Origin of the sequence: Cloacibacterium caeni (genome assembly GCF_907163105.1) — a bacterium.
In the GTDB taxonomy this organism is placed as follows: Bacteria; Bacteroidota; Bacteroidia; order Flavobacteriales; family Weeksellaceae; genus Cloacibacterium; species Cloacibacterium caeni_A.
The window spans coordinates 1,377,805-1,403,105 of the sequence record NZ_OU015321.1; the positions used below are offsets into that span (position 1 = coordinate 1,377,805).

Genomic DNA, 25,301 nt, shown 5'->3' on the forward strand with positions numbered 1-25,301 from the left:
TTTAGATTTTTCAAAAGGTAAAAATCAATAAATTTTATTCTTTTGGTTTACAAATCTTTTAGGAGTTAGAGAAACAAGTCAACAAAATTCCTTATTTTTGCACATCTTAAAAAATCATTCACTATGTTTAATAGTCTTCAGGACAAGCTAGATAAAGCCTTACAAAACATTCAAGGCCGCGGAAAAATTACAGAAATTAACGTAGCGGAGACGGTAAAAGAAATTCGCCGTGCTCTAGTAGATGCCGATGTTAATTACAAAGTAGCCAAAGACCTTACCAAAAGAGTTCAAGACAAAGCACTAGGACAAAACGTGCTTACCTCTATTACTCCAGGGCAATTGATGACCAAGATTGTACATGATGAATTGGTAGAATTGATGGGTACTACTCAAGAAGGCATTAATCTTTCTGACAAGCCAACCATTATTTTAATTGCTGGTTTACAAGGTTCTGGTAAAACTACTTTTTCTGGAAAATTAGCCAACTATTTAAAACAAAAAAGAAGCAAAAACCCTTTATTGGTTGCTTGTGACGTTTACAGACCTGCTGCAATAGACCAGTTAACGGTTCTTGCAGACCAAGTAGGCGTAACCATCTACAAAGAAATCGAAAATAAAAATCCTGTAGAAATTTCTCAAAACGCTATTCAGTTTGCTAAAGAAAACAAGCATGATGTAGTGATTATAGATACCGCAGGTCGTCTTGCCATAGACGAAGCCATGATGAACGAAATCAGAAACGTTCACCAAGCCGTAAAACCTACAGAAACTCTTTTCGTAGTAGATGCGATGACGGGACAAGATGCCGTAAATACAGCTCTTGCCTTTAACCATGTTTTAGATTATAACGGTGTAGTTCTAACCAAATTAGATGGTGATACCAGAGGTGGTGCTGCGCTTACAGTTCGTTCGGTAGTTAACAAACCGATTAAGTTTATCTCTACTGGTGAAAAAATGGAAGCTCTAGACCTGTTCTACCCAGAAAGAATGGCGGACAGAATTCTAGGAATGGGAGACGTAGTTTCCTTAGTAGAAAGAGCTCAAGAACAATTTGACGAAGAAGAAGCTAAAAAACTTCATAAAAAAATCGCTAAAAATGAATTTGGTTTTGATGATTTCTTAACGCAGATTAACCAAATCAAAAAAATGGGTAACATGAAAGACTTAATGGGAATGTTACCAGGCGTAGGAAAAGCCATAAAAGATGTAGACATTAATGATGACGCTTTCAAACACATAGAAGCCATTATTTATTCTATGACTCCAGAAGAAAGGAGAAGACCTTCTGTGATTGATATGAACCGTAAAAAAAGAATTGCTAAAGGTGCTGGTAGAAAATTAGAAGATGTAAATGCACTGATGAAACAATTCGAACAGATGGGCAAAATGATGAAGATGATGCAAGGTCCTCAAGGAAAACAACTCATGCAGATGATGAGTAAAGGAATGCCTAATATGCCAGGAATGGGCGGCAACCTTTTCGGGAAATAGTTTTAAAATATATAAATAAAAAATCCTGAGAAATTCTCAGGATTTTTTATTATTTTTTTATTAGAAATGAATTGCAAAACCAACGTTTCCAGAGAAAATTCCATCTCCACCATCATCGGCAGACACATCATATCTTAACCCTGGTTCAATAGAAATATTCGGGGCAACAAACCAAGCATATCCTCCTTGAAAACCAATCGCGCTTGTACTTGAACCTTCAGAAGATATACCACTGAAATCTACTTGTACAGGAAACTGACTCGCAATATAATACTTTACACCAACCTTGTAATTGAATGCAGAAACAGTTTCGCTGTCTCCATAAAAGTCTTCACCAGTCATAGTTGTTAAGCCTAAACCTACTTTTAAAGCTAAATTATTAGCAACAAAATAACCAGCTTCTCCACCTATTTTAAAAAGTGAAGTTCCATCAGAAGACATAAAACCAATAGAGGTATTTGATGGGCTTAAAACTCCAAAATTAGTATTAGTTTCTACTAACCAATGTCCTTTAGACAATACATCTTTTGTTTGAGCATTAATTGCTCCGAAAAGTGCTAATGCACCTACTAAAAATAATTTTTTCATAATCTATTAGTATATAATTAACAGAAACTAAATTAAAAAAAATAACCTAAACCATCAAGAATTTTATGAATTATTTTCACTTTTTAGAAAAATTAATAAAAAAAAGCGAATTAAAATTCGCTTTTCTAACTATATTTTTTCTGTAAATATTTGTTATTCTTCTCTTTGTCTTTTTTCTTCGGCGTTGTAAGCCAAGATAATTTTCTTTACCACTGGGTGTCTTACCACATCTTCTTCTGTAAGATGTACAAAACCTATTTCATGAACTCCTTTTAGAATTCTCATCGCTTCTTTTAGCCCAGAATGTTGTTTTGGTGGCAAATCTACCTGACTTGGATCTCCTGTAATGATAAATTTAGCATTCATGCCCATTCTCGTCAGAAACATTTTCATCTGAGAATGTGTGGTATTCTGCGCTTCATCTAGAATGACAAAAGCTTCATCTAAAGTTCTTCCTCTCATAAAAGCTAGTGGAGCTACTTCTATCACTTTGCGCTCGATAAAACCTTCTAATTTTTCGTGAGGAATCATATCTCTCAAAGCATCATACAACGGTTGTAAATAAGGATCGAGTTTTTCTTTCAAGTCGCCTGGTAAAAATCCTAAACTCTCCCCTGCTTCTACTGCAGGTCTGGTTAAAATAATTCTTTTGACTTCTTTATCTCTCAATGCTCTCACTGCCAATGCTACACTGGTATAAGTTTTCCCTGTTCCTGCAGGACCGATGGCGAAAACCATGTCTTTCTTTTCACTTTCTTTGACCAATTTTTTAAGATTGGTGGTTTTCGCTTTGATGATTTTACCATTTACACCCTTTACAATGATATCTTGGTCAAAAACCAATTGTTTTTCCTCCTCACTTTTTATTTTGAGAATATTTTCTAAATCTTTAAGTCCAATAGAATTATTGGTGGAAATATAACTCACAATATCATCTAATTTTTGCTGGAGTACATCAAGCGTTTCTTGATTACCCATTGCAAAAATAAAATTATCTCTCCCCGTGATTTTCAGCGTAGGAAAAGAAGATTTCAATAAATTAAAATATTGATTGTTAACACCATAAAACGTTTTAGTGTCTATTCCTGTGAGTTCGTAAGTGATTTCGTACAAATTGTTTATATTTTTAAAAATTTTATCTTACCAAAAATAAGCAATATCTTTGTTTTTTCAAATTTTTACTATTAAAAATGCCAATAATTACCCTTACATCAGATTATGGAAATCTAGACCACAGAGTTTCAGCCATTAAAGGCAGCATTCTCCAGCTTAATCCCGATGCTAGAATTATTGATATCACCCATGAAATTGGGGCTTATAATCTAATACAAACCGCCTATATTCTAAGAAATGCTTACGCGCATTTCCCTAAAGAGAGTGTGCATATTGTTTCCGTAGACAGTTTTTTTCACAAAGACCGCAAAAATCTTTTGGTAAAAATGGATGGGCATTATTTCATTACCGCTGACAATGGATTGATGAGCCTCACTTTTTTTGACCAAAAACCAGAAGCCATTTACGAAATTACCATCAATAATCGTTTTGACGACGAAGTAAAATTTGCGAGTGTTGATATTTTCGTTCCCGTCGCAGCACATTTGACCAAAGGTGGTTTGCCAGAACTCATCGGCAGAAAAATTAAGCACTACAAGTGTACTACTTTTGCAAAACCTTACTTCAATGAACCTGAGAAAATGCTGATTGGCGAAGTGATGTATATTGATAATTTCGGGAATTGTGTAACCAACATCAGCAAATTAATTTTTGATAAAACAATGGTGAATTTCAATAATTTTGAAATTAACATTCGAAATATTTTACTGAAAAATATCAACCGTAAATACACAGACATCGTCACCGATTGGGAAAAAGAAAATGAATATCATGGCAAAGCTTCTGCTCTTTTTAATGGTCAAGATTTATTAGAAATCACCATTTATAAAGGTACAAAAAACAATGGCGCCAATTCACTTTTTGGCTTAAAAGTGGGTGATAAGGTGTATATACAGTTTGAATGATGGATGTTAGATGTTAGATGTTAGATGTTAGATTTTAGATGTTAGATGTTAGATGTTAGAAAAATTATAAATCATAAATCGTAAATCGTAAATTACCATGACTTATTTAATCATAAAAGCGCTACATATCATCTTTATGGTGAGTTATTTTGCGGGAATTTTTTATCTCGTAAGAATTTTTGTGTATTATAAAGACACTGATGCTTTCGAAAGTCCTAAAAAGGAAATTCTTCGTGAGCAATATGTTTATATGGCAAGAAGATTATGGAACATTATCACGGTTCCAGCGTTTGTTTTGATGACCATTTTTGGGACAATTTTAATTTTAATGAACCCTACACTTTTACAAATGTCTTGGTTTCAGTTGAAAATAGCCTTTCTCATAGGACTTTTTATCTACCATTATTGGTCTTGGAAAAAAGTATTAGAAATAAAAAACCTACAAAACGGTGAACTAAAAACCGCCAATCTCAAATTAAGACAAGCCAATGAAATTGCAACATTTCTACTATTTTTAGTGGTTTTCACAGTAATTTTAAAATCTTTGACCATTGAAAATTGGTGGCAATTAATTGCAGGATTTTTCGTTATTGTGTTTGTGATTATGATGACGGTAAAATTGGTGAATAAGAAAAAGTCTTAATATCACAGAGATCACAAAGAACAGCCACAAAGTTCACAATGATTTTTTATAAATACCTTCACAAAGACGCTTCGCTTGATTGAGTTTATACTATTTTAGACTTAATCATAAAGCTTCGAAAAGCAAGGCGTCTCAAATATCTTAATTTTGTGTACTTTGTGATTACTTTGAGAACTTTGTGATAAAATAAAACTAAAAAACTATGACCGAAAATGAATTATCAACCATCATCATTGGTTGTGCAATAGAAGTACATCGAAGATTGGGAGCAGGTTTATTAGAAAGAGCATACCAAGAATGTTTAATGTACGAATTAAAACTAAATGGCTTGAAAGTAGAAAAAGAAGTATTGCTTCCTATTACTTACAAAGACTTGAAAATAGATAATGGTTACAGAATAGATTTATTAGTAGAAGATAAAGTAGTGGTAGAATTAAAAACTGTAGAAGAACTTCACAATGCACATTTTGCTCAGGTTCTAACTTATCTTAAATTTGGAAACTACAAATTAGGGCTCATTTTTAATTTTAATGAAGCTATTTTAAAAAACGGAATTAAAAGAATTATCAATTAATGATTGCTATACTAAAAAAAGAACTTTGGAGTTATTTCGGGAATTGGAGTGCATGGATTATCGTCGGTGCATTTTCTTTGATTTCTGCTTTATTTTTATTTTTTTTCGAGAATGATTTCAATATTCTAGAAATCGGAACGGCAAGTTTGCAAAGCTTTTTCACGCTTTCGCCATGGTTGTTTTTGTTCATTATTCCAGCATTAGCCATGAAATCTTTTGCCGAAGAACAACAAAACGGAACATTGCAATGGCTTTTTTCTCAACCATTAAGCATTTCAGAAATCGTTTCAGGGAAGTTTTTCGCGGTATTTTTGGTTGGGATTTTATGCTTACTTCCTTCATTGGTTTACCTCTACTCCGTTTACGTTTTAGGCGTTCCAGCAGGAAATTTAGACCTGGGAGCAACTTTAGGAAGCTATTTCGGAATTATTCTTCTCATTGCAGCATTTTCTGCGGTTGGGATTTTGGCAAGTTCACTTTCCTCCAATCAAATTATGGCTTATTTATTGGGCGTTTTATTGAATTTCATTTTATACTTTGGGATAGAACAATTGGCCAATTTCAAATTGTTGGGAGGCGCAGATTATTTGCTTCAAAATCTTGGTTTTTATCATCACTTCATCGCTTTTACAAGAGGTTTGATTGACACACAAGATGTGTTTTACTTCTTATTGGTGATTGGATTAAGTTTGTTTTTGGCAAAAGTTTTTGTGGAGAAGAAGAAATAGTTATTTAACCGCAAAAGCAACCAAAGAATTGATTGAAAAATAAAGCAAGCCAAAAGTAAAAAAAGAAAATTCTCCCTTTTTTTTACTTTTGAAAAACTTAAAAAGCAACAAAAGCTTTTGTCTCTTTTGTGGTTTAAAATTTAAAATATAAAATGAAACAAAATTTAAAATATATTATTCTAGCCATCATCCTATTTTTAGGGATTTTCGGGGCATTTTCTCATCGTTTTGATTTGACTAAAGAGAAACGTTACACCCTTTCTGATGCTACGGTAGAAACGCTGAAATCTATAAAAGAACCACTGACTGTAGAAGTTTATCTGGAAGGTGATTTTCCTGCAAGTTTTAAGCAATTGCAGAACGAAACGCAGTTTCTTTTGGAAGAATTCAGAAAAATCAATCCAAAAATTGATTACAAATTCATCGATCCTATTGCGACCAAAATGTCTCAAGACACGCTTCAAGCAATGGGAATGCAACCTTCTATGTTGCCCGATATGAAAGACGGAAAAGTTTCTCAAATCGTACTTTTTCCTTATGCTGCACTGAAATATAAAGGTTATGGAACTTCTATTTCGCTTATAACCAATCAAATGGGAATAGATGCAGCGGAACAGTTAACCAAATCCATTGAAAATCTAGAGTTTAACTTCGCTTCTACCATTAAATCTTTGGTGGCAGACCAAAAGAAAAACGTAGGTGTTTTGGTGAATCAAGATGAATTACGAGTAGATGAATTCCGCAGTTTTATGGACATGACGCTCGAAAATTACAATGCTGGTCCTGTAATTCCTGTAAACAAAAAAGAGTTGACTCTAGAAGATCTTCCGAATTTAGAAAGAATGGATGCTTTGGTGATTGCAAAGCCTAGAAAAGCCTTTACTGACGGTGAAAAAGTGATTTTAGACCAATACATTATGAACGGAGGAAAAACACTTTGGATGATTGACGCTGTGAATGCAGAAATGGATACTTTGATGACCAAGAAAAAACTCATGGCCTATCCTATCGACATCAATATGACTGATTTTTTCTTTAATTATGGTGTGAGAATCAATGCTCCTTTGATTAAAGATTTCCAAAAATCTGCTTTGATTAGACTGCAAGTTGGCGAAGTGGCAGGAAATCCTCAATACTCCAATTTAATTTGGCCTTATTTTCCTTTGGGAATTAATGAAAATAACAATCCTATTACCAAAAATATTAATCCTGTAAAATTTGAATTCCCAACTGCTATTGATACATTGGGAAGAAAAAATATCAAAACTCAAGTGCTTTACGAATCGAGTGAAAGAACCACGGCTAAATCGGTTCCTAATTATGTAGAGCTCTCAGAAATGGCGAATCTTGACAGTCTTTCTGTGATGGAAAAACCTACTACTCCTAAGATTTTTGCGGTGAGTTTAGAAGGTAAATTTACCTCTGCTTATGCGAATAGAAGTGAGAAAAACGGTTTCCCTAATTTCAAAAATAAAGTGTCTGAAAACAATAAAATGATTGTTATTTCTGATGGTGATGTTGGCCGAAATCAAATGATGAAAGGTCAAAATTTACCTTTAGGAGCAGATTTATTAACCGACCAACTCTACGGAAACGAACAATTTTTGAGAAACTGCTTAGATTGGCTTCTCGATGATTCTAATTTAATTGAATTAAGAAACAGAAATATAGAATCCCGCTTGCTTGACAGAAGAAGAATAGACGAAGAAAAAACGAATTGGCAATGGTTTAATTTATTGACACCTTTGGCAATTTTAGGAATTTTGGGTGGAGTTTTCTTTTGGTTGAGAAAGAAGAAATTTGGGCAATAGTTCTCACAGATTACACAGATTTTCACAGCATTTTTTCACGAAAAGTCGCAAAGATTTTATTTAACACAGAGTTCGCAGATTTTTTTGTATAATAATTAAAAGTGAGCTTTGAAAAGCAAAGCGTCTCAAGAATCTTAATTTTGTGAACTTTGTGATGCCTTTGAGAACTTTGTGATAGTTTTTCACGCAAAGTCGCAAAGATTTTTTTGAGATAAAACAAGACGCTTCGTTTAAAAAAAACGAAGCGTCTTTATATACTTTAAAAACTTAAAAACCATGTGAATACTTTGGGGACTTTCACTTGGCTCTTTTTACTTTTTACTTGATTCTTTTACACATCTTTTATAAACTCCTCATATTCATAATACACCATTTCAAAAGCGGTCATTTTTTCGACAAAGAATTCGAAAATTTCTCGCCAAGTGTTTTTATTGTAGATGGAAACGCCATGTTTTTCTACCCAAAATCTAGAAATCACTTTTCCGTTTTCTAAGACGTAGAATTCGTCTTTATACACCTCGCATTTCAGTTCATCTTCTAAAATTCCTTCGAGAGACCAAAGCTTCTCGTAATAAGCATTTCGGAAGATTTCATCTTTCATTTCAATGTCTATAGAAACTTCGGCTTTTTTGTTATCACAATAGAATTTAAAAGCGAAGTCTTTGATTTTAGTATCGTACAAAATCCATTTCTTCGGAAACGACTTGCCGAAACTGGTCCAAAATTCCTTTTTTATTTTAGCAGCTTCTTCTTTGCTGAACATTTGATTGAGTTATGAGTTATGAGTTGGCGAAAATAGGGAAAATTTGCGAGTGTTTTTGTATATTTGGATTTAAGAATTACTTTATAAACCATGAAATCACTTTTATTAATGTTCAAAATCAAAAACGCTTGTAATAAGTGATTGCATTTGACCATAAAAAAAATAATAATCAACAAATGAAATACGCAAATATTCGTGAAGAAGAAGTTAAGAACAAAGTAGGACAAGATTTTTTTGGTGATTTTGATACTACTAAAATTTTAGGAAACATAGATTTCTGTGTAACCCCTAAAAACAAAAATCCAAAACAAACTAAATTATTTGATGATATAAATTTACTTTGGGCAGAAGCTAAAACTGGAGATTATGATGTGATTTCTATGTTTGCACAATTAATTCTCACTATTGGTAAAGCTAGAACTTTTGACAAAACTTTACCCCCTGCTTTTTTAGGTGCTTTTGATGGTAAAAAGATTGCTTTTATTCCTTATAATGCAGTATTAGATATTTTCTCGCTCAATGATTTTAATTGGAATGTTACCAGTAGTAACCAAAACACCAAAGAATTTTCAATTATTAGAGAACGTGTTCAAAAATCTTTAGACAAAAATGATTATTTGTATGATTTTCTAAAAGATGAAAAAGAACTTAAATTTTTCATTAAAAATAATCTCGCAAAGGCTACAGAATCTGGCAAAATTCTTATTAATAAAAACAATTTTGTCCCTATCTATTTACGCTGGGTAGAACAAGTAAAACCTTATATAGATTTTAATTGGGAAGATGGCAAAAAACAAAACATTTTAGACAATAGTTTTTTTTTAGCAGATTTATTTGTAGATGACAAAGGAACTCCTGTAATAGAAGATGATACGCCAATTTCTGAAAATCTTTTTGTAGTTTTTAAAAACGGACATTACGAAATTGCCAAAGAAAATCTGAAATCCTTGTTTAATGCTACTATTCCTTTTAAGGATAAAAAACCTTACGAACAATTTTGGAAAAAATACAAAAGACCGCCTCTTGAAGAATTTCAAAAATATATTTTAGAAAGAAAAGACTTACTCGTTCCGCAAGATATTAGAGAGAGAAAAGGTGCTTATTTTACACCAAGAATTTGGGTAGAACTTTCGCAAAAATATATAGCCGATGTTTTGGGCGAAGATTGGCAAGAAGAATATTATGTTTGGGATTGTGCTGCTGGAACAGGAAATTTATTAGCTGGTCTTACTAATAAATATCACATTTTTGCTTCTACACTAGACCAATCTGATGTAAATGCTATGCACGAACGTATTGAAAACGGCGCTTTGCTATTGCACGATTATGTATTTCAGTTTGATTTCTTGAATGACGAATTTCTGCCAAAATCTAAAGGCGGAAAATTACCCGATGATTTGTATAACATCATTATAGACGAAGAAAAACGAAAAAAATTGGTGGTGTATATTAATCCTCCTTATGCGGAAGCAGCAAGTATGGAAACTGTTTCTGGAAAAGGTAAAAATAAAACAGATGTTGCCGTAACTACTAATGTTTATAAAAAATATCAGAATAAAATTGGAATTGGAGGAAGAGAACTTTTCGCTCAGTTTTTCATAAGAATAAATAAAGAAATCTTAGGCTCAAAGCTTGCAGAATTTTCAACTTTGAAAATTCTGCAAGCTCCAAACTTCTCAGATTTCAGGAATGAATTTCGAGCGAAGCTAGAGAAAATTTTTATCGTCCCCGCCAACACTTTTGATAACGTTAAAGGTAAATTTCCAATAGGTTTCTTTTTATGGAATTCTGAAAAATATGAGAATTTTGAATACATTCAAGCCGATGTTTACGATTCTTTTGGAAATTTTATCGAAAAAAAAGGAATTTCTAATAATTCGAATTTTAAATCAATAAATGATTGGCTTATAACAACAAGAAATAGAATTAATGAGAAAAACATTGCATATATTTCTGCTAAAGGAAATGACTTTCAAAATGTAAATTTTGTCTTTATAATAAATGATAAAAATCAATTACCACATCCTCGTGGAAGTTGGGTAACTGATAAAAATTTAACTGAAATTTCAATCTACTTTGCAGTTCGTCATTGTATAGAAGCCACTTGGCTTAATGACAGAGACCAATTTCTATTTCCTAATGATAAATGGGAGTCGGACTCCGACTTTCAGAATGATTGTTTGGCTTTTACCTTGTTTTCTAATAATATACAATCACAATTTGGAACCAACCACTGGATTCCATTTACAGAATTAGAAGTAAATGCAAGAAGCAAGTTCGAAAGCAATTTTATGACCGATTTTATCGCTGGAAAAGTGAAAATAGAAAATCAAAATGTAGATTTATTTTCACAACAAGAAACCCTTTCAGAGTTTGAAACTCTGAAAGGGTTGTCTACAAGATTGCAATTTTCAGAAGAAGCTAAACTTGTTTTTGATGCGGGTAGAAATCTTTGGAAATATTATCACACTCAAGAATTCCCCTCTTTCAGAGGGGTGGATTCCAACGCAGTTGGAAGACGGGGTGTTTATAACGTAAATGCAAGTTTATACGATATTCGCGAACATTTCCAAGGACGCAACGAAAAAGGAAAGATGAACAATAAAAGTGATGATGAAACGTATATGAGACTCATTGCAGAACTACGTTCTGCTCTAAAAATTCTAGCCAAAAAAATAGAACCAAAAGTCTATGAATATGGTTTCTTGAAAGAATAAGACTTAAATTTTTAATTACATTTGTAATATGGAAAGAGATATAAGATGGATTCAGCGTTTTTCTAATTATAAAAAAGCGCTAGAAAAACTTCAGCAATCAATAGAATACATTAGAGAAGATTATCAAAATGAGGAAGATAATTTAGATGAAGTATTAGATGAAATGATGAAAGAAGGATTAATCCAACGTTTTGAATATACTCATGAGTTAGCATGGAACGTAATGAAAGATTATGCCTATTATCAAGGAAATACAGAAATAGGAGGTTCTAGAGATGCAACCAGAGAAGCATTTAAAATGAATTTAATAAAAAATGGACATCTCTGGATGGAAATGATACAGAACAGAAATAGAACTTCTCACACGTATGACAAAGAAACCGCAGAAGAAATCTATGCAGCAATCATTAATCAATATTATGATGCATTTGAAGATTTTAAGAAAACAATGCAAGAAAAATTAGACCGAAATAAACAAATAGATTTGTTTTAATGATGAAATTTGGACTTTTAGATACCGAAATTGAAAATATTCACAAAATTTTTTCTCAAAATCAAGAGATAGAAAAAGTTATTATTTTTGGTTCACGAGCCAAAGGAAATTACCGTAATAACTCTGATATAGATTTGGTGATTTTTGGTAACATAAATCTTAGAATTTTAAATCAAATCAATATTGAATTAGATAATTTATTATTACCTTATACTTTTGATTTATTGATTTATAAAAACATTGAAAATGAAGAAGTAAAAGAACATATTAAGAGATGTGGCATCATATTTTATAAAAAATAAAAACTTTTTCACAAAAAACTAATTACCATGAAAAACCTCATCATTATTGCCTTATTTTTCAGTTCTTTGCTTTCTGCTCAAAGTTTTTACAAGAAAATTTCAGATAAAAACATCAATACAGAAAGACAAACCATTGCCAAAAATTTCATTCAAGAGTTTCTCAATAAATGTGAAAATAAAAACTATACTTCTTTTGAAAAATTCAATGTTGCGAAGAAATTTGAGATGTTTTTAGAGGAAAAATTAAGTGAAATCTGTCAAAAAAACGAAACCGATTTAGGAAAAATAGAATTGCAAGATTTTAATTCTGCTTATATCCATAAAACTTCATTGACAACAGATCCTGTAGAATTGTTTATTTTCAATGCAAAAACAGAAAAGAATCCTGATATTCAATTTTTAAGCGTTTGGATTTACCAAGACCGAAACTATATTAGCGGAATGGTCATCACCAAAGAAAAGCCCATCAATCCTAATAAAAGAGAATAAAAAAAGCGGATTTTTTAAACTCCAATTCTATTGATAAACTTCTCTTTTTTAAATAGTAAAAAACTCTCGCAGATTGTGCAGATTAAGCAGATTTTATTTTTAATCATCTGTTAAATCGGTTAAATCAGCAAGAGAAAAATTTAAGTTTAGGCTAAAGCCAAAGGAATTTTCAAAACAAAAAAGCGGACTATAGAAAAACATAGCGTTCTTACTGAACGCATTTTATTGTTTCTGATTTTCTACACACATTACGTTCCTACGGAACGGTAAATATTGAAAACTCTTTCAAATTTAGCAAATTATAATAATCAGCAAAATCTGCACAATTTGCGAGAGGAAAATTTAAGTTTAGGCTAAAGCCAAAGAATTTTTTAAAACAAAAAAGCGGACTAAAGTCCGCTTTCATTGATTTTTATATTTTACATCAGAATGAATTCCGATGCTTATGTATCGTTCGTTGCTCCGCAACTTTCTTAAAGAATCTAAATTTTTAAGAAATTACGCCTAATTCTTTTCCTACTTTTTCGAAAGCAGTAATTGCTTTATCTAAATGTTCACGGGTATGTCCCGCAGAAAGCTGAACTCTAATTCTTGCTTTTCCTTTAGGAACGACTGGATAGAAGAAACCAATGACGTAAACGCCGTTTTCCATCATTTTTTCTGCAAAAGTTTGGGCCAATTTAGCATCGTACAACATTACCGGAACAATCGCCGCATCACCATCAGGAATATCAAAACCTTTGGCTTTCATTTCCGTACGGAAATATTCTGCGTTTTCCATGACTTTATCACGAAGTGAAGTATCTTTAGAAAGCATTTCTAGAACTTTCAAAGCCGCTCCTACAATTCCTGGAGCTAGAGAATTTGAAAATAAATACGGACGCGAACGCTGACGAAGCATGTCGATAATTTCTTTTTTACCCGAAGTAAAACCTCCAAGAGCGCCACCCAAAGCTTTTCCTAAGGTAGAAGTAATAATATCTACTCTTCCCATCACTTCATTGGCTTCATGCGTTCCACGACCTGTTTTACCGATGAAACCTGTTGCGTGAGAATCGTCAACCATTACCAACGCATCATATTTCTCTGCTAAATCGCAAACACCTTTTAAATCTGCCACGATTCCGTCCATTGAGAAAACTCCATCTGTTACGATGATTTTAAAACGGTGATTTTGTTTAGAAGCTTCAATAAGTTGTGCTTCTAAATCTTCCATGTTATTATTTTTATATCTGTATCTCGCTGCTTTACAAAGACGAACTCCATCAATAATAGAAGCGTGGTTTAATTCATCTGAAATAATAGCATCTTCTTCAGTGAAAAGCGGTTCAAACACCCCACCATTTGCATCAAAAGCTGCAGCATACAAAATGGTATCTTCTGTTCCTAAAAATTCAGAAATTTTCGCTTCTAATTCTTTATGAATATCCTGAGTTCCGCAGATAAAACGTACCGATGACATTCCGTAACCATGAGAAGCAATGATATCTTGAGATGCTTTCATCACTTCTGGATGGTTAGAAAGTCCCAAATAATTATTGGCACAGAAATTCAATAATGATTTTCCATTGGCTACAATTTCTGCAGATTGTTGTGAAGTAATGATTCTTTCACGCTTGTACAATCCGTCATTTTCGATATTTTCTAGCTCGTTTTGTAAGTGTTTAAGGTATTTTTCTGAAATCATTTTTTAGATTTTTTGATTTTCACAAATGTAATAAAAAAAGCCTTCATAAAAGAAGGCTTTGCCGACATATTCTAAGTGTTGGTTTCTTTGAAATTCTAAAATTTTTCATTCCTTCAAAATCCTAAAGGATGGGAAAAATCTTCATATTTACTACAAATCTATCACAGGTTCTAGCAATTGTTCCATTCTGGCTTTTATTTGGTCTACCGAGCCTAAATAACCGTTAATTAGCAAAGAAAAAGAAAGAATTCTTCCATCTCTTGTTTTAATGTAACCTGCCAAACATTTCACCCCATTAAGTGTTCCTGTTTTGGCAAAAATTTGACCATAATTATTACCCGATTTAAACATTCTTCTCAGTGTTCCTGTTTCTCCAGCAATCGGCAAAGATTTAAGGAAATCATCATAATATTTTTCTTTCATTACATCTGCCAAAAACTTCACCTGAGAAATCGGTTTTACTTTATTTGCTCTCGACAAACCACTTCCATCCGCTAAAACTAAGCCATCAAAATCATATCTTTTTTCTTCTAAATGTCTCACGATGGTTTCTCGTCCCGATTCTAAAGAAACATTTCCTGTTTTGTAAAAACCTACCGTTTTCAACAGAGATTCTGCTAAAGCATTATCACTTTTTTGGTTGGTAAAGTAAATAATATCCACCATTGTAGGCGAAGAATATTTCGCTAAAAACTGTCTTTCTTCAGGATTTGGGTCAGTCACTCTATTGATGACTTTTCCAGAAATAGGGATTCTATTTTTAATCAAACTCGCTCTAAGATTATTGGCTAATAACGCTGGAGCTGCTGGAATCTTCGTAATTAAATTATTGGCTTCAAATTTTTCGGTGAAAGCCATTTTGTGCATATAAGGAGAAACGTAAAAATATCTTTTTGAAGTGTCAAAAACAGATTTTGCTTTTACGGCAATTCTCTCGTTTTTTGGGTTGATGTTATTCGTATTTCCTACTGGTAAATAGTAATTGTTATGCTCTAACCAAACTATTTTTTCGGGCAATTCTAATCTTACATCTTGAAAAACAGCAGTTTGCACTACAATATCTCCATTAATTTTCTTAATTCCCGCTTCAGAAATTTTAGCTAAATAATCGCTGATGATTTGAGAATAAGACCACGCTCCTGCTTTTCCTGTTCCCATAGAAGGATCACCACTGCCAATCACGAAAAGATTTCCGTTAAGCGTTCCCGTTTCATCAATGGTTCCAGAATATTCTAATTGAGTAATCCATTTGAATCTTCCTCCCAAAAGCGCCATAGAAGCATCGGTAGAAAGCAATTTAGTAGTAGAAGCTGGAATCAAAGGTTTGTCTTCATTATAACCGGTGATTACTTCTTTCTTTTTGGTATCGTACACTACAAAACCCCAAGTTGCGTTGCGCAAAAGAGGGTCTTTTTTCATTTTTTCTATATTTTCTTCTAATTGTTCTTTGGGAGAAAGCACGGGTTTTTCTATTCCAGCACTTCCTATTCCACTTTTTTCGGTATATATATTAGAAGAAACTGATGAAGTTTGGGCAATAACTGCGGTTTGCATAAGCACAGTTGCAGCTATAACTATTCTTTTCAATTCTCTCATTTTAGACTTTATAATAATCAGATTTTCAATATTCTAACGGGACAAATTTATAAATTATTGCCTTTTCCTATTCTTCTTGTATAGCTAAAACTGTCCCAAGAATTGTTAAAATTTGTTAAAAATCAACAAACGTATCTATTTTGATGCTTTTATAAGCAGTAATTTCTTCGAATTCTTCGAGAGATTTCAGCACGTAATCCTTGTATTCTTGGTACTTTTTGCCTCTTGGTAATTTGAGCAAAATCTGATATTGATACAAGAGATTTATTTTACCAATCGGTGCTTTTTCTGGCCCTAAAATACATGGCAAAGGCAAATATTTTTGCAAAACCGAACTTAAAAACTGAGAAGCTCTCTGTAATTTTTCTTCTTTTCTATGTTTGAGTTCTATTAGAACCAATTTCACAAAAGGTGGATACAAAAATTGTTCTCTTTCTTTGAGGAAATGCTCATAAATTTTTGCGGAATTTTCTTCTTTAATCAGTTCAAAGAGTGGATGATAAGGATTATAAGTCTGGATATAAATTTTACCTTTTCCAGAGTGTCTACCCGCTCTTCCCGAAACTTGCGTAATCAATTGATAGGCTCTTTCTTCTGCTCTGAAATCCTGAACATACAACAGTGCATCTGCTTTAGGAATCGCCACTAATTCTATATTATCAAAATCCAAACCTTTAGAAATCATTTGCGTTCCTACCACAATTTCGGCTTCTCCAGATTCTATTTTTTCGTAGAGTTTTTCGTAGGCAAATTTCTTACGCATACTGTCTACATCCATTCTCTCTACTTGTGCTTCTTTAAAGATTTTCTGCGTTTCTTCTTCTATCTGTTCTATGCCAATTCCACGAGTATTGAGGTTTGTACTTTGGCATTTCGGACAGATTTTAGGTTTTTGCGCTTTGTGACCACAGTAATGGCATTTCAGCTCATTGGTAGATTTATGATAAGTCATCACCACATCACAATTGCTGCAATAGGTAACATGACCGCAACTTTCGCATTCTACCACGTTTGCGTAACCTCTTCTGTTGTGCAGAATGATGGTTTGCTTTTTATTTTCTAAATTTTCAGAAATTTTATCAATTAAATGCTGAGAAAAATGACCTACTGAAAGTTTCGATTCTTGAGCTTCTTTGAAATTTATGATTTCATGTTTTGGCAAAGCCACTTCTCCAAATCTTTCTCCTAAGAAAACGTATTTTAACTTACCATTTTTGGCGGCGTAATAACTTTCTACTGAAGGCGTTGCAGAACCCAAAATCGCTTTCGCTTGATAATAATTTGCCAAAACCAAAGCGGCATCTTTGGCATTGAAAAAAGGTTTTACTTCACGAGGTTTGTAAGCAGCATCATGCTCTTCATCAATGATGATTAAGCCTAAATTCTGAAACGGAAGAAACAGCGAACTTCTGGTTCCGATGAGGATTTTAATCTCATTATTTTTGACTTTTCGCCAAACTTCTACCTTTTCGAAATCTGTGAGTTTTTGATGATAAAAACCGAGTTGTTTTCCGTATTTTTTTTCTAATCTTTGGATAATTTGTTTGGTCAACGCAATCTCTGGAAGCAGAAACAACACATTTTTACCATTAGCAATGGTTTCTTCTATTTTTTCCAGATACAAATGCGTTTTTCCTGAACTGGTAACACCATGAAGCAAAACATTTTTGCCTTCACGGAAACCTTCATTCATTTCTGCTAAAGCTTTTTCTTGAACTTCCGAAAGTTTTTCCAGATTTTCTATTTCGCCTTCATACGTTTCGATTCTATCTTTCTGAAGGTAATATTCTTGCACCAAATTTTTCTCCACCAAACCTCTTAAATGCGAAGCATTGAAAACTCCATTTTCAAAAAATTGAGACTTTCGCAGCGGTTGATTTTGTGTTTGTTGAGCCTCCAAAATGGTTAAAAACAAATCTTTTTGTTTTTTGGCTTTGGTTAAACTTTGCAGAATTTCTGACAGATTGCCGAGAATATTTTCATCAATTTTAAGATAAGCTACTTCTTTGGCTTTATATTTTTCGTAGATTTTTTCGTCTATTAAAATCAGTTGTTCGTCTATGAGCGCTTTTACCGTTTTCACGATTTCTTTTTTAGGAATAAAAGCTTCTATTTCAGACAAACTAACGAGGCTTTTCACTTCCAGAGCCTGCAACAAGTAGGTTTCATTGGCGTCTAGAACTTCCCAGTCTATTTCTTTATTCGGATTTCGTTTCAGATAGGTTTCACTTTCTAATTTTAAAGAACTTGGAAACGCAAAACGATAGATTTCGCCAATATTACAGAGATAATATTCCGAAAGCCAATTCCAAAATTCTAACTGCTGTTTTGGAACAATCGGTTCTGCATCTAGCAATGAATGAATCTCTTTTGGCAAAAATGTTTCAGGTTCATTCTGATGAATTTCTGCAACGATTCCTGTATAGATTTTTTTTCCACCAAAAGGAACCAAAACACGCATTCCTACTTCGATTTTCGACAAAAATTCTTCGGAAACTTTGTAAGTAAAAGTCCCTTTGAGATTAAGTGGTAGAATAATTTGTGCGAAAGTCAATGCGGCGATGTGTTGATTTGACGATTTGATGATGATTTTTACAAAAATACGGATTTTAGAATTGATTTTTCATGCAAAGTCGCAAAGTTTTTACACAAAGAGCGCGAAGTTTCCTTTAATTTAAATTTAATAAATGAATTAAGAGAATTAAGTTTTAGCTAAAGCTGATAACCAAATTCATAAAAAAAGCGGACTACTTTTCGACTACGCTTAAAGTGACATCCGCTTGTATTGATATTTTGAAAAATTTCTGAAAAAATTACTTTTCTTTTCTTCTTCTTTCTAACTCTTTTTGGATTAATGATAGTTCACGACCTGTCTGTCCTGCCACAGAAGTGTTTTCCTGCGCTCTTCTGGTAAGATAAGGCACTACATCTTTCACTGGACCGTAAGGCAAATACTTGGTTACATTGTATTTTTTCTCGCCAAGGTAATAGGTAATGTTATCACTCATTCCGTACAACTGACCGAAATGGATATTTTCGTGGTCATGAGGTAAACCTTTGGCTTGCATTTTATCCATCGCTAATTCTGTAGATTTCTCGTTATGCGTGCCAAAAAACGCTGCTACCCTATCTAAATTTTCTAAAACAAAATCTACTGCTGCATTATAATTATCATCGGTAGCTTCTTTGGTTGGCTGAATTGGGTCTGGATAATTTTTTTCAGCAGCGCGCTCTCTTTCTTTTTCCATGTATGCACCACGAACAAATTTATATCCCAAGAAGTAGTTTTTAGATTTTGCACGCTCTAAATCTTGAGCCATATATTCTAATCTTCCCGTTCTGTACATTTGGATCGTATTCCAGATGTAGGCTTTCTCTTTGTTGTATTTCTCCATCATTTCGTTTACCAAATGGTCTACTGCATCTTGCATCCAAGATTCTTCTGCATCAATCATCAGAATTACCTTATTGTCATAAGCCATTTTGCAAACTTCTTCATAACGGTTTCTTACACGCTGCCATTCTTCTTTTTCAGAACTGGTTAATTCTTTTCCCGCTGAAACATCTGCATAAAGATCTAATCTACCGAAACCTGTTGGTTTAAAAACCACAAAAGGAATCGCAGGATTACCAATTGCAAACTTTATGTTTTCTTTAATTTCTTCACAAGTTGTATCAAAAGCCGCTTCTTCTTCTTTTCCTTCAATGGCATAATCAAAAATGCTTCCTACATGATGCTTAAACATTTTGTCTACCACTTTCATGCTTTGTTCACGAGTTTCGCCACCACAGAATTGTTCAAACAATGTAGTTTTCACCAAATCTGTTACCAAAGGAAAATTGTTTTTAATGGTGAAATTCAAAACGTTAATTCCCACATTCGTAAGACTTGGATATTTAATAGCGGTAAACATCCACTTGGCTTTTTCTAGTTGCGCTGTTGACTTTTCAGCAAAAGCAATTTTAGTATCATTGAAAATTGACATATATAATTATTTGAAGCCCAAATTTAATGATTGTTATGCAATTACTAAAATATAAATTAAATGATTTTTACAGGTCTAATAATTAAACACTTGTATAGAATAATTTTGTTATACAAGACAAAAATCACGGCACACCAAAAATTTGGTGTGCTTTTTATTGTTATTTTTGCAAAAATTTTTAGCATGCTTTCTATTTTAGACTCAGAATTTTCAGCACTTAATACGTTTATACAAGAAAAAAATCCTAGTCAGATATTTATATTGGTAGACGAAAACACTCATCAACATTGCCTCCCTACACTTTTAGGAAATCTAGATACCGATATTCACTTTGAAATTATAGAAATAGAATCAGGAGAAGATGCTAAAAATATTTCTACTGTGGTACAACTTTGGGAGATTTTATCAGATTTTGAAGCGGATAGAAAATCATTGCTTCTCAATTTAGGAGGTGGCGTGATTACCGATTTGGGCGGTTTCGTAGCTTCTACTTATAAGAGAGGAATTTCTTTCATCAATATTCCCACTACACTTCTAGCGATGTGTGATGCTTCTATTGGAGGAAAAACAGGAATAGACCACCAATATCTTAAAAATATTGTGGGAACCTTTGCTGAAGCAGAGCATATTTTGGTTTATCCAGAATTTTTAAAAACGCTGGACTTTGTAGAGTTAAGAAGTGGTTTTGCAGAAATGCTGAAACATGGATTAATTGCAGATGTTTCTCACTGGAATGATCTCATTACCATAGAAGAACTTACACCCGAAAATATTTCTCCGCATATCGAAAACTCTATGATGATTAAAGAAAATGTGGTGGTAAAAGATTACAAAGAAAAAAGTCTTAGAAAAATATTAAATTTTGGTCACACCATTGGTCACGCTGTGGAAAGTCTTTGCCTGAAAACACATCATGTCATTCCACATGGTGAAGCAGTAGCGCTCGGAATGATTATCGAAACTAAAATTTCGGAGTTAGAGAATCTTATTTCACCAGAAAAAGCACAACACATTATTGAAAATATTCAAAAATACTATCCATATATTTCGATTTCTGCATTTAGCAATGAAGAGATAATCTCACTGATGCTCAATGACAAAAAGAATGACCATGGAAAGATTAATTTCTCTATTCTAGAAGGTTTAGGCAAATGCAACTATGACTACAAAGTAAGTCAAGAGCATATAGAACAAGCATTAGAGTATTACAGAAACATCAATGCATAACATAATAAAAACCCATTAACCAAAGGTTATTTGGCAACATATTTGAAAGTTTGGCTTTGGCCAAACTTTTTTTTATGGAATTCTGTAAAAAACAATGAAAATTTTGTAAAATAATATTTTGAGAAATGCTACAACTTTGCCATAGAAATCTGAACAACTTTTCAGTTTTATTAAGCTTAAAAATATGGAGCAAAAATTTTGAAACAATTGTTTAAAATTTTATAACAAGAAGCTTTTACAAAAATTGAAACTTTGCAAAGACAAAAACATAAAACTTAAAAATTAGAAATTAGAAATTAGAAATTAATAAGAACAAAAAATTTAAAATTATGAAATCAAAGATTCAATCACTCAAAAACGGAAACAAAAAAACCGTGATTAAAAAATTATTTTTAACCGCTGCAGTAGCAGTAAGCTCATTGACATTTGCACAGCAATTCGGAGCAAAAGCAGGTATGAACGTTTCAACTATTTCAGACGAAGGATTTGATGACACAAAATCAAAAGTAGGTTACTACGCAGGTGTATTCATGAACGTTCCAGTATCAGAATCATTTAGCATTCAACCAGAAGTTTTATATAACAATTTAGGCTCTAAAGTATCTTCTACCGTATTAGGAACTACTTATTCTTCTACCCTTAACCTAGATTACGTAGCAGTTCCAGTGATGTTCCAATACAAAGCTACTCCACAGTTTTACTTAGAAGCAGGTCCAGAATTTGGATTTTTAGTAAACGCTAAACAAAAATTTGACAATGGTTCTTCTTCAACAGTAACAGAATTGGATAAAGAAGACTTCAATAGCTTCAACATGGGAGTTGGTTTAGGTTTAGGATTTGACATTTCTAAAAATGTAGGGCTTAACGCAAGATATGTAGCTGGTTTCAGTGATATCACTAAAGAATCAGGACCTTCAACTGACTCGAAAAACAAAAACAATGCTTTTCAAGTTGGTTTAAATATAAAGTTCTAATAAAGAACGCTTGATGAAAAAAATAAAAGCCGAAGATTATTCTTCGGCTTTTATAGTATTGTAAATCAGCAACTTAAAAATTCAGTTCAATTTTTGGCATGCTCTTTGAAAATATGAAAACATTAAACAATTATTTAATTAAGAAAAATAAAAGATTATGAAAAAAATATTTTTGGGATTAACCGTTTTAGCAAGTTCACTTACTTTTGCTCAACAATTTGGAGTAAAAGCAGGTCTTAACTTATCCGACATTTCTAATACTTCTACCGCAGTAGACACGAAAATGAAAACTGGATTTTATGCAGGTGTAACAGCTACTTTCCCGATTACAGAATCTTACAGCATTAAACCAGAATTGGTGTACAACCAAATGGGCGCAAAAACCGATTTATATGATTTTGGAGGAATTATCGGTCAGGTTTCTACAACTACTAAACTAGATTACCTTTCATTACCAATTATGTTACAGTATAATTTGCCAAGTAATTTATATTTAGAAGTTGGACCAGAGTTTAGCTACATGCTTTCGGCAAACCAAAGTTTAAACACCATTATCACACCTTCTACCAACATTAATATGGATTACTTAAACCGATTTAATGTAGGAGCTGGAGTTGGCGCTGGACTTAAAATCAATGAAAATTTAGGCATCAATGCTCGTTATACATTCGGTTTAACAGGAATTGGAAAAGATGGAAACGTAACCGATTATTTCTTAAGCAATTCTAAGAATAATAACTTGCAAGTAGGTCTTGATTTCAACTTTTAGAACACTAACACTTTCATACATACAACCTATCATTACCAAAAAAACTCGAGAAATTCTCGAGTTTTTCTATTTATTTAAATTTTAAACTAATCAAACAAATGCGTTTCTTTTGGCTTGCTTACAGGATATTTTTCTGTAAAACACCCGAAACAATGGTCAGAAGAACCTAAAATCACTTTTAAATTATCAATGCTCAAAAATTCTAAACTATCTACTCCCAAATAATCTTTTAATTCTTCCACAGACATATTTGCGGCGATTAAATCATCTTTTTTCGGCGTATCAATTCCTAAGAAACATGGCGCAATAATCGGCGGAGATACACTTCTGAAATGAATTTCTTTCGCTCCACTGTCTCTTAAAATTTTCACCAATCGTTTAGAAGTTGTTCCTCTTACAATAGAATCATCAATAATGACCACTGACTTGCCTTTGATTTCAGCAACTATAGGATTCAGTTTCAAATTCACTACTCTTTCTCTCATTTCCTGAGACGGAACAATGAAACTTCTTGCGATGTATCTGTTTTTAATTAAAACTGGTCTAAATGGTATCCCAGAAGCTTTAGAATAGCCAATTGCTGCAGGAACTCCTGAATCTGGAACTCCAATGACCACATCTGCTTTTACAGGGGCTTGTTCCCAAATTTTTTCACCAGACTTTTCTCTGATTTCATGTACATTAATCCCTTCTAAAGTAGTATCAGGTCTTGCAAAATAAATATATTCAAAAGCACAGATTCTTCTTTCGCAATTTTCTTTAACCAAGAAACTCTGTAAACCTTCGTGATGCTCAGAAGTGTAAACAATTTCACCAGGAAGAATATCTCTTACATACTGCGCACCAACTGCATCTAATGCACAAGTTTCCGAAGCACAAGCGAAAGTTTTTTCATCTATCGCTCCTAAAACTAAAGGACGAATTCCGTGAAAATCTCTGAACGCAAAAAATTTATTTCTGGTCATTCCTACAACGGAATAAGCGCCTTCTATTTTTTCCATGGTTGCTTTTATCGCACCCCGCAATCCTAAATCCAGATTTTTTTGAATCAATCTCAATATCACCTCAGAATCTGAAGTTGCTTTGAAAACTACACCTTCCGCTTCTAACTCCGCTTTGAGTTCTTGCGCATTGGTCAAATTACCATTATGAGCAATCGACAAAACAATTTGGTCGTACTCATTTTTCGCAAAAAATGGCTGAAAATTATAGGTTTTTTTATCCCCAGCTGTGGTGTAACGAGTATGACCAATCACCGCATTTCCCAATAATGCTTCAGGATTTGGAATGGTTTTAAAAACATCCAACACCAAACCTTCATCTTTTACCGTAATAATTTTACCTTGAGAAGAAACAGAAATACCGCAAGCTTCTTGTCCGCGATGCTGCAAAGCAAACAACCCGAACTGCGAAAGCGAGAATGTATCTACTTCATTATCAGAATACAAGCCAAAAATTCCACATTCTTCTTTTGGAGCATCAAGAAATTCTTCTTCTTGAGTTCTCAAAAGATTTCTGCCGTAAAACTCTTGGCTAAATTGTTCTTGATATGTTAATTTTATATCTTTCATTTTATTTATCAATAGGTGAAAATCTTTCAGAAAATTACTTTCCTAGAGCTTTTTTCAATCTTTCATAGATTTCTACATACGCTTCAGTAACTTCGCCCAAATCACGTCTGAATCTATCTTTATCGAGTTTTTTCATGGTATCTTTATCCCAAAGTCTGCAAGTATCTGGAGAAATCTCGTCTGCAAGAATAATTTTACCATCAGATGTTTTTCCTAATTCGATTTTGAAATCTACTAAAATAATGTTCATCTTGTCAAACAATTCTTTCAGTAACTCATTGATTTTGTTAGTCAAAGCATACATTTCGTCCAACTCTTCTTTAGTAGCAGCTCCCAAGAAAATTGCGTGATAATCATTAATCAAAGGATCTCCCAATTCATCTTTTTTGTAGCAAATATCAAAAATAGTCACTGGAGATTTAATTCCTTCTTCTACTCCTAATCTTTGTGCCATACTTCCTGCAGCGTAGTTTCTCACCACCATTTCTAGAGGAATAATGCTCACTTTTCTTACCAACTGTTCTCTTTCATTCAATTGTTTGATGAAATGAGTTGGGATTCCTTTTTCCTGTAAATATTCAAAAATAAGTGTTGTAATAGCGTTATTCATTTCGCCTTTCAAATCGAAACTTCCACGTTTTTGTGCATTAAATGCTGTGGCATCGTCTTTGAATTTTACGATTACTTCTTCTGGATTTTCTGTTGCGAAAACTTGTTTTGCTTTTCCTTCGTAAAGCATTTCACCTTTATTCATTTTATTGAGATTTTTATTATTTATCTTGTTTGTTGGAATTAATTCCAACCTTTAAAAATCGTTCGTCGCTCTGCGACTCTCCTTTAATATTATTTGAAAATCTATGATTTTCGGACAAGT

The 25,301-nt window shown here is 33.0% G+C and carries 22 protein-coding genes; 13 read left to right on the forward strand and 9 right to left on the reverse strand.

Annotated features, from left to right (window positions below; translation table 11 throughout):
* Positions 1-123: 123 nt before the first annotated feature.
* Positions 124-1,491: a signal recognition particle protein gene (gene ffh / locus KKQ76_RS06275; RefSeq protein ID WP_213196298.1), complete on the forward strand. Its 1,368-nt coding sequence runs from the start codon at positions 124-126 to the stop codon at positions 1,489-1,491.
* 60 nt (positions 1,492-1,551) lie between these two features.
* Here ffh and KKQ76_RS06280 read toward each other — a convergent pair whose 3' ends face one another.
* Together KKQ76_RS06280 and KKQ76_RS06285 are read right to left on the reverse strand one after the other, a co-directional pair.
* Complete coding sequence (locus tag KKQ76_RS06280; protein WP_213196299.1) at positions 1,552-2,079, reverse strand: hypothetical protein; 528 nt, start codon at positions 2,077-2,079, stop codon at positions 1,552-1,554.
* A gap of 153 nt (positions 2,080-2,232) precedes the next feature.
* Entirely contained in the window at positions 2,233-3,192 is a 960-nt protein-coding gene (locus KKQ76_RS06285; RefSeq protein WP_069797283.1) for a PhoH family protein, read from the reverse strand.
* Between the two features lie 77 nt (positions 3,193-3,269).
* Here KKQ76_RS06285 and KKQ76_RS06290 point away from each other — a divergent pair, with 77 nt between their 5' ends.
* From KKQ76_RS06290 to gldG, 5 genes are all read left to right on the forward strand, one after another.
* Positions 3,270-4,097 carry an SAM hydrolase/SAM-dependent halogenase family protein gene (locus KKQ76_RS06290; RefSeq protein WP_104793547.1) on the forward strand — a complete coding sequence of 276 codons (828 nt, stop codon included), beginning with the start codon at positions 3,270-3,272 and terminating at the stop codon, positions 4,095-4,097.
* A gap of 97 nt (positions 4,098-4,194) precedes the next feature.
* Complete coding sequence (locus KKQ76_RS06295) at positions 4,195-4,740, forward strand: CopD family protein (protein ID WP_213196300.1); 546 nt, start codon at positions 4,195-4,197, stop codon at positions 4,738-4,740.
* 202 nt (positions 4,741-4,942) lie between these two features.
* Entirely contained in the window at positions 4,943-5,314 is a 372-nt protein-coding gene (locus tag KKQ76_RS06300) for a GxxExxY protein (RefSeq protein ID WP_213196301.1), read from the forward strand.
* Positions 5,314-6,042 (forward strand): ABC transporter permease, encoded by a 729-nt coding sequence (locus tag KKQ76_RS06305; protein WP_213196302.1) that lies wholly within the window; start codon positions 5,314-5,316, stop codon positions 6,040-6,042. The genes KKQ76_RS06300 and KKQ76_RS06305 overlap by 1 nt, the downstream gene beginning before the upstream one ends.
* Before the next feature lie 152 nt (positions 6,043-6,194).
* On the forward strand, positions 6,195-7,853 hold the full coding sequence (gene gldG, locus KKQ76_RS06310; RefSeq protein ID WP_213196303.1) for a gliding motility-associated ABC transporter substrate-binding protein GldG: 1,659 nt from the start codon (positions 6,195-6,197) through the stop codon (positions 7,851-7,853).
* 331 nt (positions 7,854-8,184) lie between these two features.
* Here the strand turns inward: gldG and KKQ76_RS06315 are convergent, their stop codons facing one another.
* Positions 8,185-8,616 (reverse strand): DUF4268 domain-containing protein, encoded by a 432-nt coding sequence (locus KKQ76_RS06315; RefSeq protein WP_213196304.1) that lies wholly within the window; start codon positions 8,614-8,616, stop codon positions 8,185-8,187.
* A 176-nt stretch (positions 8,617-8,792) separates the two neighbouring features.
* On the opposite strand from KKQ76_RS06315, the gene KKQ76_RS06320 reads away from it, so the two are divergent.
* Genes KKQ76_RS06320 through KKQ76_RS06335 form a run of 4 tightly spaced genes read left to right on the forward strand, consistent with a single transcriptional unit; the run spans position 8,793 to position 12,617 of the window.
* Positions 8,793-11,333, forward strand: coding sequence for a hypothetical protein (locus tag KKQ76_RS06320; RefSeq protein ID WP_213196305.1), 2,541 nt, complete (start codon positions 8,793-8,795; stop codon positions 11,331-11,333).
* 28 nt (positions 11,334-11,361) lie between these two features.
* On the forward strand, positions 11,362-11,826 hold the full coding sequence (locus KKQ76_RS06325) for a nucleotidyltransferase substrate binding protein (RefSeq protein WP_213196306.1): 465 nt from the start codon (positions 11,362-11,364) through the stop codon (positions 11,824-11,826).
* The gene (locus KKQ76_RS06330) at positions 11,826-12,128 is read left to right on the forward strand and encodes a nucleotidyltransferase domain-containing protein (protein WP_069797291.1); all 303 of its coding nucleotides are present in this window, start codon (positions 11,826-11,828) and stop codon (positions 12,126-12,128) included. The genes KKQ76_RS06325 and KKQ76_RS06330 overlap by 1 nt, the downstream gene beginning before the upstream one ends.
* A gap of 27 nt (positions 12,129-12,155) precedes the next feature.
* A complete protein-coding gene (locus KKQ76_RS06335; RefSeq protein ID WP_213196307.1) occupies positions 12,156-12,617 on the forward strand; it encodes a hypothetical protein in 462 nt (153 codons plus the stop codon).
* A 490-nt stretch (positions 12,618-13,107) separates the two neighbouring features.
* On the opposite strand, the gene kbl is transcribed toward KKQ76_RS06335, so the two are convergent.
* The 4 genes from kbl to KKQ76_RS06355 all read right to left on the reverse strand — a co-directional run bounded on the left by kbl (position 13,108) and on the right by KKQ76_RS06355 (position 19,886).
* The gene (gene kbl / locus KKQ76_RS06340) at positions 13,108-14,304 is read right to left on the reverse strand and encodes a glycine C-acetyltransferase (RefSeq protein WP_213196308.1); all 1,197 of its coding nucleotides are present in this window, start codon (positions 14,302-14,304) and stop codon (positions 13,108-13,110) included.
* A 150-nt stretch (positions 14,305-14,454) separates the two neighbouring features.
* The gene (gene dacB / locus KKQ76_RS06345) at positions 14,455-15,900 is read right to left on the reverse strand and encodes a D-alanyl-D-alanine carboxypeptidase/D-alanyl-D-alanine endopeptidase (protein ID WP_213196310.1); all 1,446 of its coding nucleotides are present in this window, start codon (positions 15,898-15,900) and stop codon (positions 14,455-14,457) included.
* Between the two features lie 115 nt (positions 15,901-16,015).
* The gene (priA, locus tag KKQ76_RS06350) at positions 16,016-18,454 is read right to left on the reverse strand and encodes a replication restart helicase PriA (protein ID WP_213196312.1); all 2,439 of its coding nucleotides are present in this window, start codon (positions 18,452-18,454) and stop codon (positions 16,016-16,018) included.
* A gap of 259 nt (positions 18,455-18,713) precedes the next feature.
* Positions 18,714-19,886, reverse strand: a complete 1,173-nt coding sequence (locus KKQ76_RS06355; RefSeq protein WP_213196314.1) for a proline dehydrogenase family protein — start codon at positions 19,884-19,886, stop codon at positions 18,714-18,716.
* A 183-nt stretch (positions 19,887-20,069) separates the two neighbouring features.
* On the opposite strand from KKQ76_RS06355, the gene aroB reads away from it, so the two are divergent.
* From aroB to KKQ76_RS06370, 3 genes are all read left to right on the forward strand, one after another.
* Positions 20,070-21,113, forward strand: coding sequence for a 3-dehydroquinate synthase (gene aroB / locus KKQ76_RS06360; protein WP_213196316.1), 1,044 nt, complete (start codon positions 20,070-20,072; stop codon positions 21,111-21,113).
* 377 nt (positions 21,114-21,490) lie between these two features.
* The gene (locus KKQ76_RS06365; protein ID WP_213197481.1) at positions 21,491-22,087 is read left to right on the forward strand and encodes a porin family protein; all 597 of its coding nucleotides are present in this window, start codon (positions 21,491-21,493) and stop codon (positions 22,085-22,087) included.
* A gap of 157 nt (positions 22,088-22,244) precedes the next feature.
* Positions 22,245-22,856 (forward strand): porin family protein, encoded by a 612-nt coding sequence (locus tag KKQ76_RS06370; protein ID WP_213196317.1) that lies wholly within the window; start codon positions 22,245-22,247, stop codon positions 22,854-22,856.
* 86 nt (positions 22,857-22,942) lie between these two features.
* On the opposite strand, the gene purF is transcribed toward KKQ76_RS06370, so the two are convergent.
* Both purF and purC read right to left on the reverse strand, forming a co-directional pair.
* Positions 22,943-24,427, reverse strand: coding sequence for an amidophosphoribosyltransferase (purF, locus tag KKQ76_RS06375; RefSeq protein WP_213196319.1), 1,485 nt, complete (start codon positions 24,425-24,427; stop codon positions 22,943-22,945).
* 34 nt (positions 24,428-24,461) lie between these two features.
* Positions 24,462-25,181, reverse strand: coding sequence for a phosphoribosylaminoimidazolesuccinocarboxamide synthase (gene purC, locus KKQ76_RS06380; protein WP_069797351.1), 720 nt, complete (start codon positions 25,179-25,181; stop codon positions 24,462-24,464).
* Positions 25,182-25,301: the final 120 nt, after the last annotated feature.